Here is a 16,308-nt window from a genome sequence, read left to right on the forward strand (position 1 = left end):
TAGCGCGTTGATGCGTGAGCAAGTTGAGGAGATAAGGCTCATTGTAGCGCCATCAAGCAGTTAGTGCAGTATGCGCATCACTTCACGCGGTGATTTAGCGTTTCGGGCTGATTTGTTGCGGAGCGTGCGGAAATGCCGTGCTGACAAAGTGTTGATGACTCGGCCCATATCTGAGCCGGTCAACAGGTTGCGAGTGAATTTCGAGTTAACATTGCAGGTTCCGGTTGCTAGCCAGTTTCACGGTTCTTCACCTCCCACGCCTTGCGTGTTATTGACCATCATCACTGGCATTGCCAGAAAAGCGGCGACGCCCACGATCACAAAAAGAGTAATAATCACTGTCATTAACATGCGATCACCCCATCAACGTGGCGTTGTTACGGCTGACTCTCTGTTTTGGTTAATTACATTGCTGGCCTGGACTACTTGGCATTTGCGGTAGCGGGCAAGTTCAGATTAGCTGGTTTTTCCGAATGCTGGCAAGCCCTGTATTGAGGCTTTTTTCTGCTGGATGTTGGGTCGGCCCGCCGTTCAGCGGTGGCACGGCTGGACCGACCTCAGTTTATTGCATCAGAACCAGGGGAATTGGCCCATGACGTTTTGATAAAACAGCATACGTCCGACAATTTCCCCCGACACCAGTGCCACCCCCGCGATCACGGCTATCGATGGAGCCAAACGTGTGCGCTGGCTAAGCACCGCGAACAGCACGCCTCCCACCAACATACTGCCAACCAGTTGCCACCAAAGCATGATCCCTTGAGCGCTGGCCCCGGCAATCTGGTAACGCCCCACCAGCGTGGCCAGCAGCAACAGGCAGCCCACCAGCAGACCATAACGAACCGTGCGCGGAACGGCCAAGCCGCAGCAGTTCAAATAGATCCCCAAGGTGGCGAACCCCAGCAGTAACGCGGTACTCAGAAACGCCAATTGGGTCAGTGGCGTATGCCACAGCGGATGGCTGGCCATTTGGTAGTAGATTTGCGCCGAGACCAGAATGGCGGCAATCCCCACTACCGATGTGACGAGCCCTAATGTGGTGATCAAGGCCGACTTCTGCGGCCGCAGCCAGCAAGCTGCCAACATCAGGAACAGGCTGATATTCACCAGGATAAAGGCGATCACCTCACGGCTTAACCAGGAGTGCGGCAGGCCCAGCACCGCGCGGTAAGCCCCAAACGGGCTCCCCAGGTGCAGCAGTGACAAGCTGGAGCCAACGACCTCCACCAGCCACAATCCCAGAACCAGATATTTCAGTTGCCCAACGGGCATCTGGGGGGTTGGTCGTAGGCGGTAAAGCGTCAGGGCGATCACGCCACCAATGCCCCATTGGCAAAGCACGGTAAAAAACACCAACGGCAGTTCATATTCGTTCATGGCAGCACCTTTTTATTTGTCCGCTGGAATAATGACCACGTTCGGGCCGCTGATGCGATAGTCAGGCATGTGATATCTAGCCTCCAGTACCGCCCAATCCGTCGAGTGGATCTTCCTTAACTCCTCGATATCGCCAAACTTCAATACGCCCGCCGGGCAAGACGCCACGCAACGCGGCGACAATCCTTCATCCAGACGCTCGGCACACATATTGCACTTGCTGGTTTTACCTTCCTGCGGATCGAAAACTGGGGCGTTGTACGGACAAGCCATAATGCACATGCGGCAGCCGATGCATTTCTCGTGATCCTGTACCACAATGCCGTCCGGGCGCTTATGGTAAGTATCCGCCGGGCAAACCTTCATGCACTGCGGGTCGTCACAATGGTTGCAGGACATCGAAATAAACCCTTCCGAGTTCGGGCCATCGGTTTCATACTCCCGCACCCGCCGCCAAAGCACGCCCGGTGGCGTCTGATTCTCTGACTTACAGGCCATGGAACAGGTTTTACAGCCGTAACAACGCTTAATATCAATCAGAAAGCCATATTGTTTGGTCATGGGTTATCCCTCCGCCCGTACATCAACCAGCGTACTGTTACAGCAATGCCCGGTACCCAACGCCTCTACGGCGTCATTGGTGACGTGGCTGCTGCTACCTCCCTGCTGTTCCCACCAGCCGTTATCCAGAGAAACCACGCCTCGTTTGATATGCGTCGTCACCACGGCAATCGCCCGATGCTCTCCCCGCTGGTTAAATACGGTGGCCCAGTCGCCGTGTTTGATCCGGCGCTGTTGCGCATCCTGCGGATGGATCATCACGTTAGGCTTATTGCGCTGCACCTCAAGGATCCATTCGTTCATACCGTGGCTTGAGTGAATGCTGCGGGCCAGCTTGCGTTGTACCGCCATCAGCGGATACTTGGCGGCCAATTCCGGCGAGCCTTGTGGCGATTCATTCACTCGCAGATAAGTAACGACCGGCGAGAACGCCTTCTTCTGCCACTCTTCAATAAAGAAGTGGGCTTTACGGGTCGGCGTGCGGAACACCCCATTTTCAAATGGGATCCAGTCGCCGCTCACCGGTAGCACCGGCCCTTTTTTCAGCTGTTCCAGGGTGATACCGGAACCTTGCAGGCACGCATTGATGTAATGCTCAATTGGCTGGTTAAACACGTCGCCAAAGCCAAAACGCTCAGCCAGACGCGCAAAGATCCAATAATCCGGCTTGGCTTCACCCGGTGGCTCGACCGCTTGCTCCATCAGTTGCACATAGTGGCTACGCACGCCCGCCATCAGGCTGACATCTTCAAAAATGGTCGTCACCGGCAGCACCAGGTCGGCATACAGCGCGGTAGAACTCATCAGGTTATCGGCCACCACCACGAAGGGGACCTTTTCCAACGCCTTTCTGACCATGTTGGTGTTAGGCAACTGAGTCATGACCCCCATGGTCATAATCCACCAGAATTTGATCGGATAAGGTCGGTCATTGACCACCCACTCGCCCACCTTGGAAACCGGTATCGGAGTGATTTTCTTCACCGCAGGCGCGGGTGGAATGATCGGACCGAACTTCGCCATTTGGCGTGCTCCGCCCGCATCACAGATCCCTGCTCCCCGTTTGCCGATATTGCCGGTGAGCAAGGCCAGGTAGAATTGGCTGGCGGCCACGTAGGTACCAAATTCGGTGCGCTGGGCACCAGACATGTTTTGCACAATCATCGCCGGAGCGGTGGTGGCATAGTCGCGGGCCAAGCGCAAAATGGTGTGGGCAGGAATGTCGGTTTCAGCCGCGACCCGGTCAAGCGTCCATGGTGCAGCCTGTTGGTAAACGGTTTCGAACACGGTACGGTAGCCGCTGTCGGCTGGCAGTTGGTGCTGGAATAGCGCCGGGGTGATACCCGCCTTGTCATGCCGTACCAGGCTCTGGCTGGTGCAGTCATAAACCAGATAGCTTTCAGTGTCGTTGGCATCGGCACGCACCAATTGATCTTTGGCATCCACCAGATACACCGCGCCGGTATGCTGGCGCAGGAAATCCGCGTCGATATGCTGCTCTTCGATAATGATCTTCATCATCCCGAGCGCTAAAGCCGTATCCGTACCTGGAACAATCGGGATCCATTCGTCGGCTTTGGCGGCGGTCTCGTTAAAGCGTGGGTCGATAACCACGATGCGCGCGCCCTGCTCTTGCGCACGTAGATAATTTTTAAAATACGCCTGCATGGTCACCGCCGGGTTGTTGCCCCAGCAGATGATCAAACGGCTGTCGGCAATGGTGTCGCGGGTATCGGCATAGCGTAATCCCACCATTGGCATCATCGCCGCCGTCACTGCCGAGCAACAGAGTGACCCCGCCTGTTTAACCGAACCACCCAGATAATCGAAGAACGCCTTGCCCATATCGTTCTTTATCGAGTCCATGTTGCCAGCATGGGTGGACAGCAGCAGCCCTTCGTTGCCCTGTTCCTTGATGGTGGTAAGGATGTTTTTTTCGATTAAATCCAGTGCCTGTTGCCAGGTAATAGGTTCGAATTTGCCCTCACCTTTCTTGCCTACCCGCAGCAGAGGCGTCGTGATGCGCTGCTGGTGATAAACCCATTTGGTACGGCTGATGCCCCGCAGGCAACATTTCACATTGAAGCCTTCCGTCGCTTCAATCTTCATCAGCTTTTTCTGATAGACGTAAGCGGTCAGGTTGCAGTGCAGGCACTCCATCGCACAGGTTGAGCGAAAGGTTTGATAATCCGACAGTTTTAGGTGGATGCGGCGTAAGGGTTCTTGTTGACCCGTTGATAAGGAGAAGGCGCAAGGCGAAAGTGAAGCCAGGCCAATAACGCCCAGCCCTTTTAGCAACGTGCGCCGTTTTAGTCTGAGTGAAGCAATATCGTTCATAGTTTTATTCTCGGTAAGATCACGTCCTGGTGTTCACTATAAATAAACCGAGTTAACCCATAGTATATTGAAGCAGATCAATCCACCTCAAAATAGTTAGTCCTTGCGCGCTGAAAATTATCCTGCTGCGGTGCCAGGCTCAGGTTAGCGGGGGCATTCACCGCCTTAAACTGGTAAAGTGATCGGATCGAGGTAATGGCAAGTAAGGTAAGCAGAATGTCGGAAGTTCAAGGCGTAAATTCGGTCGATATTGCCGTATCGGTATTAGAGAGTGTCACCGCACTGGGCGGAAACGCCCGCGCTTCGGATATCGCCAAACACAGTGGGCTGTCGAAAAGCCGGCTGCATAAATATCTGGTTTCGCTGTGCCGTAGCCAGATGCTGTATCAGGAGCAGGAGACCAGCCGCTATTCGCTTGGCAGCAAACTGTTGGCGCTGGCCGCGGCGGCAGGCAAACAACAGACGCTGGCGACAATCATCAATAATGCGCTCTGTGAGCTGCGTGATGAGCTGAACTACTCCACCGGTTGGGCGGTGCGCCAAGGGGGTAACATCTTGCTGACGCGCTACAATCGCAGCCATAAAAATATCGATATCGATTACCTCGAAAACACCCTCATCCCCATGAATGCCAGTGCGGCAGGCTATGCCTATCAGGCGTTTGATAGCTCTATTACGCCACTGCTCGAGGCTAAAGAGCTCGAAAAGATCCGTCTGCAGGGCTATGCGGTACGTTACAATGTTACCGAAGGCATCCCCGGGGCACGCGCGATAGCCTGCCCGATTTTCAGCCAGGATAACGTCCTGTTGGGAATGGCGATCACCATGGGGTTTATTCCAGACGACCCGGCAGAGATTGTCCGTCTAGCAGGTCGCCTGATGGCGAAGGTCAAAACGATCCCGCTTTAACCGGCACGAAGGTGACAACCCGGGGCCTGTAAGGTACGCTAAGTGAGCCTGCCGTAAGCGCTGCGCTGCGGTTAAACAACAAAATCAATTGGGTAAAGTTATTGATACAAGAACATCACCTCGCACTAGTCTGCGCACTCAGTAAATGGGTCGAAACCCACTTGGGACGAGTGATCCACCTTGAAGAGTTAGCCGAGTATTCCGGCTATTCACTGTGGCATATGCAGAAGCTGTTCAAAGAAGCGACGGGGATCTCGCTGGGCAAGTACATCCGTGAGCGTCGCCTTGCCGGAGCGGTGTACCAGTTGCGCAGCAGCGAGGCTTCCATTTTCGATATCGCCTTGGATTTTGGTTTCGGTTCCCAATCACACTTCACCTACATGTTCAGAAAGCGTTTCAACATTACGCCCTATGACTTCCGCCAGGATTTGAGTGTCGATCTGCATATCGAACCTCCGCTACATATCATTCACCAGAAGATGGCATGAGACGGCAGCAGGTTGCTTAAGTTATTACAAAAGAAACGGCCCCAGAAAGGAGCCGTTGGCTGAGTGTGCTAGCTATGTCGGGTTGTTGATTAATCATCCAGCGTTACTTTAGTGCTACCGCCACGAGTACAGCAATGCAAACCCAAAACACCGCCGTGGCGATCACTACATGGGATAATCTTGCATGGGAGAGTAATTGACTCATAAACACCTCGCTTACATCGGCAATAGAACTGACAGAATTTCCGTACAGATTAATCTCAGCTTAGCAGGACCTGGCTATTAACGACAGCGTGCTAATTCGGGATAGATAACAATATTTGATTAACATCACAAACACATTTAAGAAATACATTCACTTTAATCATTAATTATGGCTTAAATATAATTAAAGTGAATTTATTTAGATTCGTTAATCAACCAAGTCCGCAGATCATGCTGCCTGACCATCATAAGCAAAGACCGTCAAAAAATGTGTCACCCCCTGCTACGCCTGAGCTGTAGCGGCTCTGCCATGGCGGAAAAATGCCATCCAACGATCGTTGTCTATTTAACAGCACACAGCCGACGAATAATTCGCCACAACCTTTATTAGTGGTTAAATCGCAGCTAGTGCGTTAAATCCCAAATAAACCAAGGTATATGGCAAAAAATTTTCATCGTCGAATCAAGAATTGCGATAGACGCAGCTCTGGCCTCAGCCCCCTTTGATGTAACAGCTTTTGGCATCGACCTCTTTATCGATATGCCGCAGATCGGATAAATACGTGATGCCAAACAGGATCGACACGACAAGCAACACTGAGACCAATAAGGCAATGACCGCAATAAGCTTGGTTTCATCATGCGGATTGTGTTCCATTTTATCTCCTAAAAACAGTAAGTTAATCCCACCTACTGTGTGATCGTCAACGTAAAAATGATCAATATGCAGCAACCACCGTCAACGTTGTGATGACGCGTTGCGCATTGTCCATGGTTTTCCTGATGTTTGTTGTCTAATGGGGTGTTCACACCCTCTACTCTCTTATCGCCAGCCATAACACCTTGATGCTAAAAAGGGGTAACTCCAGGCTCAAGCAGCAGCCAAATTTACGCTGGTGACAACTAAGATTTTTCTTGCATGCAGACGCTACCAATTTTCTGCAACAGGGTCAAGATTCTCAGGGCTAGTCGCCAGCGTGCGGACTGGAAACATTCGTTGGATTTATCGAATTGCGGGTGGGTAACTTATAAGGGGCGAACGTCTGTATGAACGTACGTATTGGTAGAGGAATTTCAGCACAGCGCCCCAAATGGGGCGCCGGATTACGCAGTTCTAAGCTCAAGCTTCGATTGCTTAGGCCTCCAGCATCATTGTGGGATGCGCAATACCTGGCCCGGATAGATTTTATCTGGATGGCTTAGCATCGGTTTGTTAGCTTCAAAGATCTTGTTGTACAGGTTGGCATTGCCATACATCTCTTTGGCAACGGCGCTCAGGGTATCGCCCTTCTTGACGGTATAGAAGCGGCTTTCCGCTTCTGGTTGCGCTACTGCAACATTATCTTCTACGCCGCTGATGCCTGCCACGTTACCCACGGCTACCAGAATTTTTTCTTTCAGTTCCTGGCTGATACCGTCCCCGGTGACCACAGCCTTGCCATCAACGACCTGAACATCCACCTTATCCGTATCGGGCAGGCCACTGTTATCAAGGTGCGCTTTCAGCTTGGCGCTTTGATCCTCAGCGTTACCACTCACCGTATCCCACAGTTTTGCGCCAGCTTCTTTGACGAAGTTAAACAATCCCATATTCGCTCCCGTTAATGATTGGATAGTTAAGAAATTTTAAAACTCATTAAGCTTAGCAGTACAGAGCGGAACTTCAATCCTCTTGAGGATGATTAAACGCTGCCATAATTCTGAAAATACCGTTTTTGTCTGGTCAATTATTATTTTTTTGTATTAATTAGCTAAATTCAGCCAAATTTTACCTACAATGGGGGTTGGAGCCTTAATGGGGGACGCAATAGGTTATGTACGCATTGGTGATGTTCGTTTGCTATCTGGATGGCGGCTGTGCCGATATCGTTGTCGACGTGCTGCGTGATGAGCATCAATGCCTAGTAGCAATGAAAGAACAACGGTTACGCCATGCCGGCTGTTTTCCGATCGAGGACTTTATCGACGGCTTCTGGCTGCCTGCCAGCGAGTACGCTCCTTTCTGAACCCACACGCCAAACTGAAAAAGGCAGAGCTTGCGCTCTGCCTTTTGAACCACTCCCGACACAGGAATGAGGTTTGAATACGACTTAGAAACGGTAGGTCAAGCTGGCTGCCACGATGTTGTCAGTGTTCAGTTTCAGCTTGTTATCGTCATTCAACTGGTTGATTTTGTAATCAACGTAGGTGTACATGTTTTTGTTGAAGTAGTAAGTCGCGCCGATATCGATATATTTCACCAGATCGACATCGCCGATGTTCTCAATGTCTTTACCCTTGGACTGCAGGTAGGCCAGTGATGGGCGCAGACCATTTTCGAACTGGTATTGCGCGACCACTTCAAAGTTTTGCGTCTTGTTGGCAAAACCAGCAACGCTGTTAACCGTGATCGGGGTCATGTTGCGGGTTTCAGCATACATGGCCGCCAGATACACTTGGTTGGCGTCATATTTGAGCGCGGTGGTCCAGGCAGTTGCGCTGTCACCTTTACCGTATTGAACTGCCTTCTGAGCTTGCGTACGGTTAGAATCAGAGAAGGCTACCGCAGCACCAATACCGCTACCGCCGATGTCCTGATAGTCCACAGACATGCCATAGCCGTCACCGTTCTGCTTGTGGATGTTGCTGCGGTCGTTCTCGTTCTTACCTTGGTACTGCAAGGCGATATTCAGACCATCTACCAGACCGAAGAAGCTGCGGTTACGGTAGGTAGCCAGGCCGGTAGAACGGCCATTCATGAAGTTATCGGTGAAGGTATAGGTATCACCGCCAAACTCCGGCAGCATATCAGTATACGACTCTACATCGTAAACCACACCGTAGTTACGGCCATAGTCAAAGGAACCGTAGTTGGCGAATTTCAGGCCAGCGAAGCCCAGACGAGTTTTGGTGCCTTCGGTACCCGCTGACTCAGCGTGGTTAGCCTGGACGTTGTATTCCCATTGGCCGTAACCGGTCAAATCGCTGTTAATCTGCGTTTCGCCTTTAAAACCAAAACGCACATAGGTCGCGTCGCCATCGGCAGATTTGTTATCGCTGAACAAGTGCTTGGCGTTAACACGGCCGTACAGGTCGAGTTTATTGCCATCTTTGTTGTAGATTTCGGCCGCATTGGCCATTGAGGCGGCGGTGGCAAGAACAACCGCCAGGGCTACTACACTGCGTTTCATCATTTATTTTCCTAGATTTTATTAAAAGCTGCCCGTCACGCCCAATTTATGCTTTGGGCTGTGATTTTTATCATTTTGTTTTTTATCTACGCCCCTTAATAAAGCGCCATGTGACATTAGCATCATGAATAAAAACTTAAAATAAAAAAGTTCATGAAACAGTGCACATAAAGCATGTTTATTTGTAACTAAATATTACACAAAAACGTTATTCTAATATAATGATTTAAATAGATATTTATCGCATAAACCATAGTAGCTACGTTTTTCAGCACCAAAATGGTGCGCCCACGTTTCATTTTGTGTGATTTACCTACGATTTTTAATAACCACAAAATTAGCATGCTAAGTAATAACGTTACTTATTTCACACTTTTAACTTATATCAATCTGATTAGCGGAAATGGCGCGAATAATTCTATCTTTAATCTGTTTTTTACTCATTGGGGTAAATCATAGCGAGTAGTGACACGTAACAGGCAAAATACCCTGTCAACTGATTAAATAAATTACGCTATTAAAGTTTGAAAGGAAAAACGTCGCCACAGGTCACTTACCTGTGGCGTAATGAATGGGTGAGATTAAAACAGGGTACTACGCGGGACTTCGGTCAACATCATGCCTGCACGTAACCCCAATGCCACCTTGGGGTTGGGAAATAGCACCCACTCCTTTTCATGCTGCACCCGATAGCTTTCCCCCGGCTGCTCATACAATAAAGTGCCCTGCGGCAGAGCGGTAAAATTGGCGGTATCGTCACTTAAATAGAGTTTGAACGATTCACTGCGTTTAATCAGCGACCGCTCGACACGGAACACCCGAATCGGAGCCTCCCTGCGCAAAGGGAGAGATTGCCCACAGACCAGCGCCTGCAGTGCTTTATTGATAGCGGAAAACTGCTGCAGATCGTTGCTGCCAAAGGGACGCGCCTTGCCCAATTCGAGGGTACAGCTGGCCGCCTGCGCATGCTCGCTGGAAAAGTTGCTGAACGTACCACCGGCCGCTTGGTGTACCACCAATGCATCCAACTCGGCGGCGTCTAGTAACGCCAACATCTCGGAGCTGTAACTCTGTGGTTGATAGGGCAAGATACCAAAGCGTGGCAGCAGCGATCCGCGGATCGCCGTGTGCAGATCGTAATGAAAACGTGTGGCCTGCTCTCCGGCAAAGAAACTGCTGACCGCTTGCTCTAACTGCTGCGCCCGCGCCGTTTCGCCAGAGGGCTCAAACTGCTGATAGCGCCCACCAAACATGCGATTCATATCGCTTGCCAGATAACGTTGATTGGTTCGCATCGCAGGTGGATTACCCAACACCACCAGCAAGCGCACCGCCAAGGGCCGCACGCCTGCGAAGATCTCGTTCACTAGCCGGTCTAACAGTTCGATCGGGGCCGTTTCATTGCCGTGAATACCGGCAGAAAGCACCACGGCTTGCTGATAGCCCTGCAGCGGGCTGAGCTCCAATAGCCCTTCCCCCAACCACTTCCAGCGCAGTGCAGCATTTTCACCCTCGGGGATGGCGGGTGGCGTTCCAGCCAACGTCAGAGCCAATAAATTGTTCACTATTGCCTCCGGTTACTGTTGGAACGGGTAAACATTACCCAGCCCAAGGAGAGAAGTCAGGGCATCCAGTGCCGCACGCCCTTCATGCAGCAATTGCGGGTCTGCCAGATCCTCTTGTACCAAGCGATCGCGGTAATAGCGGTCTACCCAGTCGTTCAGGGTGGTGAAAAGCGTATCGTTCATCATCACCCGTGGGTTCACCGCTCTCAACTCAGCTTCGTTCAGCGCCACGCGTAAACGCAGGCAAGCCGGGCCACCGCCGTTGCGCATGCTTTCGCGCAGGTCGAACACCTTGATCTCGTCGATTGGCCCACCGCTGGCCACCATCTCCGACAGATAATGCCAAACGCCCGGATGCTGGTGGGACTCTTCCGGTACCACGATCATCATCTTGCCATCGGCTTTGGTCAGGATCTGGCTGTTAAACAGGTAGGTCGCCACCGCATCCCCCACGCTGACACGAGAGGTTGGCACTTCTATCGCCACCAGCTCCGTCTCCAGTATGGCCATCTTACGGCGGATTTGAGCCAGCCCCTGCTGCTGGTGCAGGAACGCCTGCTGATGATGGAACAGCACCTGCTGATTGCTGACGGCGATCACGTCGTTATGGAAAACGCCCTGGTCGATCACCGCCGGATTTTGTTGCAGGAATACCGTGTGTTGCTCGTGCAACTGATGTAGACGGGCGATCGCCTCACTGGCCTCGCGCGTCTGGCGTGCCGGGTAACGCGTGGGGGCACTTTCCCCGCCAAACTCCTGCTTGCCGTACACAAAGACCTGCACCCCAGGTTTGGCATAGTCGCCCCCAAGGCGGTTATGGTTGGCAGCGCCCTCATCCCCAAAGAGTGCCACCTGCGGTAAGGCATCATGGTGAGTAAAGTATTGCTCATCATTGAAGATGGCTCGCAGCACGCTAGAAGTGGTTTCAGCCTCAATCGCACGATGGAATTTGTTATTCAGATTGGCGGCGGTGAAATGCACTTTGCCATCCAGACTGTCTGGCGAAGGCGAAACCGTCGCGGCATTGGCCGTCCACATGGATGAGGCCGAACTGAGCGCCGAGAGCAGGCGCGGTGAGGTTCGCATCGCCTGGGCCAGCACGCTCTCGTCGCTACCGCTGAAGCCCAATTTACGCAGCGTGGGAAGATGAGGTCGTTCCTGCGGAGGCAGCACGCCCTGCTGGAAGCCCATATCTGCCAGCGCTTTCATTTTCAGCAGCCCCTGCTTTGCCGCCAGCTTGGGGTTCGATACGCTGTTGCGGTGCTGCGTCGAAGCCTCATTGCCAAACGACAGCCCGGCATAGTGGTGCGTCAAGCCAACCAACCCATCGAAATTGACTTCATATCCGGACATTTTGCTCTCCTGTAAACTGCGAAGGGTGATACCTGTCACCGGGTGCTATCTCCCTCACCCTAACCCTCTCCCCAAGGAGAGGGAATCGAACGTGCCAACATTAACTTCTCCTGCTACCTAACCGGTGTCAGATATAAACTGATGCTACAGAGGTATCTCCGTTCCTGACCTCGACGCCGCTCTGGCCCCCTCTCCCTGAGGGAGAGGGTTGGGGTGAGGGGGAAACATCAATGGCAACACAACCGTTAAACAATCTATTTCAATAAGTTAGAAACAAACCTGGCAATCAGTTAAATATCAGGCCCGGTGACAGGCTGGTTGGCAGCGTCAGGCTGGCACTTTCCAGCGAAGCCATCGGCCATGCGCAGTAATCTGCCGCATAGAACGCACTTGGCCGATGGTTGCCAGAAGCTCCCACACCACCGAAAGGTGCCGCGCTAGAAGCGCCGGTCAGCGGCTTGTTCCAGTTGACAATACCGGCTCGCGCCTCCAGCAGCAGCCGTTCGAACTGCTCCCGCTGCGGGGACACCAGCCCAACGGACAGGCCATAGCGCGTGTTATTAGCCATGCGCAACGCCTGGTCGAAATGGTCGTAACGAATGATCGTGGTCAGCGGGCCAAAATATTCTTCGTCTGGCACGTCCGCCACGCCTGTCACATCGATAATACCGGGGCTTAATAACGCGCTGCCGCTCTCCAGCGATTTCATGGTCAACAAGGCTTTACCGCCCAATGCCAACAGGTGATGCTGAGCTGCCAGCATGTTTTCTGCCGCAGAGGAGGAGATCACCCCGCCCATAAACGGCTGAGGCTCAGCATCCCAACGGCCAATGCGCAGCGTAGATGCCACCTGAACCAGGCGTGTAATAAAGGCATCGCCCTGTGGCCCGTTTCTCACCAAAATGCGGCGAGCACAGGTACAGCGCTGTCCGGCAGAAATAAACGCCGATTGAATGGCCAGATTCACCGCCGCGTCACAATCTTCTACCTGTTCGACGATCAGCGCATTATTGCCACCCATCTCCAGCGCCAGGATCTTTTCTGGCTGACCAGCCAATTGGCGATGCAGGTGATAGCCGGTGCCAGCACTGCCGGTAAACAGCAGCCCATCAATATCGGCACAGCTTGCCAAGGCCTCACCGGTTTCACGTCCACCTTGCACCAGATTGATCACCCCATCCGGCAAACCCGCCTGCAGCCACAGCTGTAACGTCACCTCCGCCGTCAACGGCGTCAATTCGCTGGGTTTGAACACCACGCAGTTGCCCGCCAGCAGCGCCGGAACGATATGCCCATTGGGTAAATGGCCAGGGAAGTTATACGGACCAAACACCGCCAGCACGCCGTGCGGCCGATGGCGTAACACCGAAGCACCGTCGGCCATTGCAGTTTCCGTCACCCCAGTACGCGCCTGATAGGCCTGCAATGAAATGCCCACCTTGCCAATCATCGCCTGGACTTCGGTCAAGGTTTCCCAGCGGGGTTTACTGGTTTCACGGCTGATGGTCTCAGCCAGATGTTGCTTATGCTCTTCCAGCAACGCCGCGAAGCGTTTTACCAACTGTTCGCGCTGCGCAAACGGCGTGCGCGCCCAGGTAGGGAAAGCCTCGCGTGCAGCTGCGCAGGCCGAAGCCACGTCGTCAATACTGGCCGCATTGGCTTGCCACAGCGGCAGGTTATCCAACGGATCGGTTTTGCTGAATTCAGCGCCCCGGCCAGCCAGCCAGACGCCATTAATTAACAATGCAGGATGCGACATTACATTTTCTCCTGAGCGATAAGCTTGATGACCCGTACCGGGCTCCCCTGTTCGACACCCAGTGCCGCTGCCGTCTCGGCGTTGATACGCAGACGGTCATCATGCAGTTGGGCATGCACCAACAGGGCGCGATAATTTTGATAGTTGTCGTTGGCCACCAGGTAGGCCGGGGCCTCGCTGAATACCTGCGTATCATCCAGCACCACCTTCACCATTTTGCTGCGCTTCACCGCACGGATCTCGTCGATCTCGGCTTCCAGCGTCGGGCCCCCATCAAAGATATCGACGTAGCCCTGGTAGCGTAGCCCTTCGGCTTCCAGCAGCTTGCGCGCTGGTGCGGTTTGCGGGTGAACTTCGCCGATCACCTTCTGCGCATCTTCGGCCAGAAAGTCGACGTACAGCGGGTGTTTCGGCATCAGTTCGGCGATAAACGCCTTTTGCCCGGTGCCGCTGAGATAGTCCGCCTTGGCGAACTCGATAGAAAAGAAGTGGCGGCCAACGCTTTCCCAGAAGGGGGAACGGCCATTTTCATCGGAATAACCGCGCATCTCCGCGATCACTTTGCGGGAGAATTGGTTGCGGAATGCGGCCATAAACAGGAAGCGCACTTTTGACAGCAGCTTGCCATTCTCACCATGGCGGTAGTCCGGATCGAGGAACAGCGTACAAAGTTCCGAATGGCCGGTATGGTCGTTGCTTAAAAACAGCGTTGGCACCGATTTATAGACATTAAGCTGCTTTGAGGCATGCACCTGGGTACCCACGCGGAAGCTATACCAGGGTTCGGTCAGCCCAACCGCGACTTCGATCGCGCTGACGCCAACGACCTGTTGCCGTTCGGTATCCTCCATAACAAACAGATAGCAGCGATCGCTCTGGGGAAGTTCGCCTTGCCAGGTTTTTAACGCCCGCTCAATACGTGCCGACAGCGTCTCTTCATTCTGCGGCAAAGAGGTGAGGCCAATACCGGATTTACCGGCGAGCGTCAGCAGGTCAGCCAGGTCACGGCGCTCTATGGGGCGGATAATCATCATAATGCGAACCTCGGAAGTCATCGGCTGCGCACCGGGCGCAGCCGCCTTGATTAGCTGCAAATCCGCGCCACAGCACGCGCGAACCGCGCCAGCCCCTCTTTCACATCCTGTTCAGGGATGATCAGCGAAGGCGTAAAGCGCACCACGTCCGGGCCAGCGATCAGGGCTATCACCCCCTCCTCGTTAGCCAGTTGGGTGAGCTGTTTGGCTCTACCGGCATATTCCGGGTTCAGCACGCAGCCAATTAACAGGCCCGCCCCGCGGATTTCGCTAAAGATCGGATACTGTAGGTTGATTTCCGTCAGTCCGGCGATAAACCATTCGAGACGCTGCTTCACCCCATCAAGGACTTCCGGAGTGTTAATCAGCGAGAACACCACCCCAGCTACCGCCGCCGCCAGCGGGTTGCCGCCGTAGGTGGTGCCATGAGTGCCAACGCCCAGGGTTTTCGCCAGCTTGTCGGTGGTGATCATCGCGCCGATCGGGAAGCCGCCGCCCAACGCCTTGGCAGTGGTCAACACGTCTGGCACCACCCCGTAATTCATATAGGCATACAGCGATCCCGTGCGGCCCACGCCGGTTTGCACCTCATCAAAGATCAGCAGTGCGCCGTGGCGATCGCACAGTTCACGCAGCCCTTGCAGGAACTGCGGTTGTGCCGGAACCACCCCGCCCTCGCCCTGAATCGGCTCAACGATTACCGCGCAGGTATGGTCGTTAATCACCTGTTCAGCCGCCGCCAGGTCGTTAAACGGCGTATGGGTAATGCCGCCAGGCAGTGGCGCAAAATCCTGTGAATATTTTGGTTGGCCCCCGGCAGACACGGTAAACAGGGTGCGGCCATGAAACGCGTTATTGAACGCGACGATCTGGTTCTTTTCTCGGTTGCCACTATCCAGCGCATGTTTTCGCGCCAGCTTCAGAGCGGCCTCGTTGGCTTCCGCGCCGGAGTTACAGAAAAATACTTTGTCGGCAAAGGTGGCATCAATCAGCTGTTTGGCCAGGCGCAACACCGGCTCGTTGGTATAACCGTTGCCCAGATGCCAAAGCTTGCCTGCCTGTTCGACCAGCGCCGCTAACACCTGCGGATGGGCATGGCCCAGAGCATTGACGGCAATGCCTCCAGCGAAATCAATATAGGATTTCCCCTGCTGATCCCAAACCTGTGAGCCTTCTCCCCGCACCAAAATAAAATCCGCAGGGGCATAAACCGGGATCATCCAGTCGTCGAAAGACTGGCGGGTAACTGCGATTGGCTGTTCCATAATGACCTCATAACGTCAGCAAAGGCTGAATTTTGGCGGTAAGGACCGCTCTGGCGGCGCAAGGCCGGCGAAAAAGCAAATTAACCCTATTATCCGGTGTCTTTTCTGGCCGACGATAATGCTGCTCACCGCCGCCTATTCAGATACAAACCTGTTACATAAAATCGGTTATTCGCTATTAATGCCGCATTTAGCACCCCGGAGCGGGGAATAAATGTTAATGAGTAGTTAAAATACAGCCCATTTGATAAATAGTGTAGAGCAGCTATCGTGCCATAACGGGCTT

The 16,308-nt window shown here is 53.3% G+C and carries 14 protein-coding genes; 3 read left to right on the forward strand and 11 right to left on the reverse strand.

Features of this window, described 5'->3' with window-relative positions; genetic code table 11:
- Window positions 1–570: 570 nt before the first annotated feature.
- The 3 genes from ACMV5I_RS18560 to ACMV5I_RS18570 are packed head-to-tail and all read right to left on the reverse strand — an operon-like array spanning window position 571 to window position 4,275.
- Entirely contained in the window at window positions 571–1,377 is an 807-nt protein-coding gene (locus ACMV5I_RS18560) for a dimethyl sulfoxide reductase anchor subunit family protein (RefSeq protein ID WP_414825013.1), read from the reverse strand.
- Between the two features lie 12 nt (window positions 1,378–1,389).
- Window positions 1,390–1,938, reverse strand: a complete 549-nt coding sequence (locus tag ACMV5I_RS18565) for a 4Fe-4S dicluster domain-containing protein (RefSeq protein WP_414825014.1) — start codon at window positions 1,936–1,938, stop codon at window positions 1,390–1,392.
- Window positions 1,939–1,941: 3 nt separating this feature from the next.
- The gene (locus ACMV5I_RS18570) at window positions 1,942–4,275 is read right to left on the reverse strand and encodes a molybdopterin-containing oxidoreductase family protein (protein ID WP_414825015.1); all 2,334 of its coding nucleotides are present in this window, start codon (window positions 4,273–4,275) and stop codon (window positions 1,942–1,944) included.
- A 216-nt stretch (window positions 4,276–4,491) separates the two neighbouring features.
- Between ACMV5I_RS18570 and ACMV5I_RS18575 the strand changes: the two genes are divergently transcribed.
- Together ACMV5I_RS18575 and ACMV5I_RS18580 are read left to right on the forward strand one after the other, a co-directional pair.
- Entirely contained in the window at window positions 4,492–5,184 is a 693-nt protein-coding gene (locus ACMV5I_RS18575) for an IclR family transcriptional regulator (protein WP_414825016.1), read from the forward strand.
- A 101-nt stretch (window positions 5,185–5,285) separates the two neighbouring features.
- Entirely contained in the window at window positions 5,286–5,672 is a 387-nt protein-coding gene (locus ACMV5I_RS18580) for a helix-turn-helix domain-containing protein (protein WP_024486415.1), read from the forward strand.
- Between the two features lie 697 nt (window positions 5,673–6,369).
- Here ACMV5I_RS18580 and ACMV5I_RS18585 read toward each other — a convergent pair.
- Both ACMV5I_RS18585 and lysM read right to left on the reverse strand, forming a co-directional pair.
- On the reverse strand, window positions 6,370–6,534 hold the full coding sequence (locus tag ACMV5I_RS18585) for a hypothetical protein (RefSeq protein WP_178380885.1): 165 nt from the start codon (window positions 6,532–6,534) through the stop codon (window positions 6,370–6,372).
- A gap of 491 nt (window positions 6,535–7,025) precedes the next feature.
- Window positions 7,026–7,466 carry a peptidoglycan-binding protein LysM gene (gene lysM, locus ACMV5I_RS18590; RefSeq protein WP_024486819.1) on the reverse strand — a complete coding sequence of 147 codons (441 nt, stop codon included), beginning with the start codon at window positions 7,464–7,466 and terminating at the stop codon, window positions 7,026–7,028.
- Between the two features lie 224 nt (window positions 7,467–7,690).
- On the opposite strand from lysM, the gene ACMV5I_RS18595 reads away from it, so the two are divergent.
- Window positions 7,691–7,882, forward strand: coding sequence for a YebW family protein (locus ACMV5I_RS18595; RefSeq protein ID WP_021181014.1), 192 nt, complete (start codon window positions 7,691–7,693; stop codon window positions 7,880–7,882).
- An 84-nt stretch (window positions 7,883–7,966) separates the two neighbouring features.
- Here ACMV5I_RS18595 and ACMV5I_RS18600 read toward each other — a convergent pair whose 3' ends face one another.
- The 6 genes from ACMV5I_RS18600 to ACMV5I_RS18625 form a co-directional block, all read right to left on the reverse strand.
- Complete coding sequence (locus ACMV5I_RS18600; protein ID WP_284121402.1) at window positions 7,967–9,049, reverse strand: porin; 1,083 nt, start codon at window positions 9,047–9,049, stop codon at window positions 7,967–7,969.
- A gap of 578 nt (window positions 9,050–9,627) precedes the next feature.
- On the reverse strand, window positions 9,628–10,611 hold the full coding sequence (gene astE / locus ACMV5I_RS18605) for a succinylglutamate desuccinylase (protein WP_261170779.1): 984 nt from the start codon (window positions 10,609–10,611) through the stop codon (window positions 9,628–9,630).
- A 12-nt stretch (window positions 10,612–10,623) separates the two neighbouring features.
- Window positions 10,624–11,964, reverse strand: a complete 1,341-nt coding sequence (gene astB, locus ACMV5I_RS18610) for an N-succinylarginine dihydrolase (RefSeq protein WP_261288718.1) — start codon at window positions 11,962–11,964, stop codon at window positions 10,624–10,626.
- A 286-nt stretch (window positions 11,965–12,250) separates the two neighbouring features.
- Window positions 12,251–13,723: a succinylglutamate-semialdehyde dehydrogenase gene (astD, locus tag ACMV5I_RS18615; protein WP_414825017.1), complete on the reverse strand. Its 1,473-nt coding sequence runs from the start codon at window positions 13,721–13,723 to the stop codon at window positions 12,251–12,253.
- Entirely contained in the window at window positions 13,723–14,757 is a 1,035-nt protein-coding gene (gene astA, locus ACMV5I_RS18620; protein ID WP_202728466.1) for an arginine N-succinyltransferase, read from the reverse strand. The genes astD and astA overlap by 1 nt, the downstream gene beginning before the upstream one ends.
- Before the next feature lie 50 nt (window positions 14,758–14,807).
- Complete coding sequence (locus ACMV5I_RS18625; protein ID WP_121607131.1) at window positions 14,808–16,022, reverse strand: aspartate aminotransferase family protein; 1,215 nt, start codon at window positions 16,020–16,022, stop codon at window positions 14,808–14,810.
- Window positions 16,023–16,308 lie beyond the last annotated feature (286 nt).

It is taken from the genome of Serratia sp. T13T92 (genome assembly GCF_047530105.1).
In the GTDB taxonomy this organism is placed as follows: Bacteria; Pseudomonadota; Gammaproteobacteria; order Enterobacterales; family Enterobacteriaceae; genus Chania; species Chania fonticola.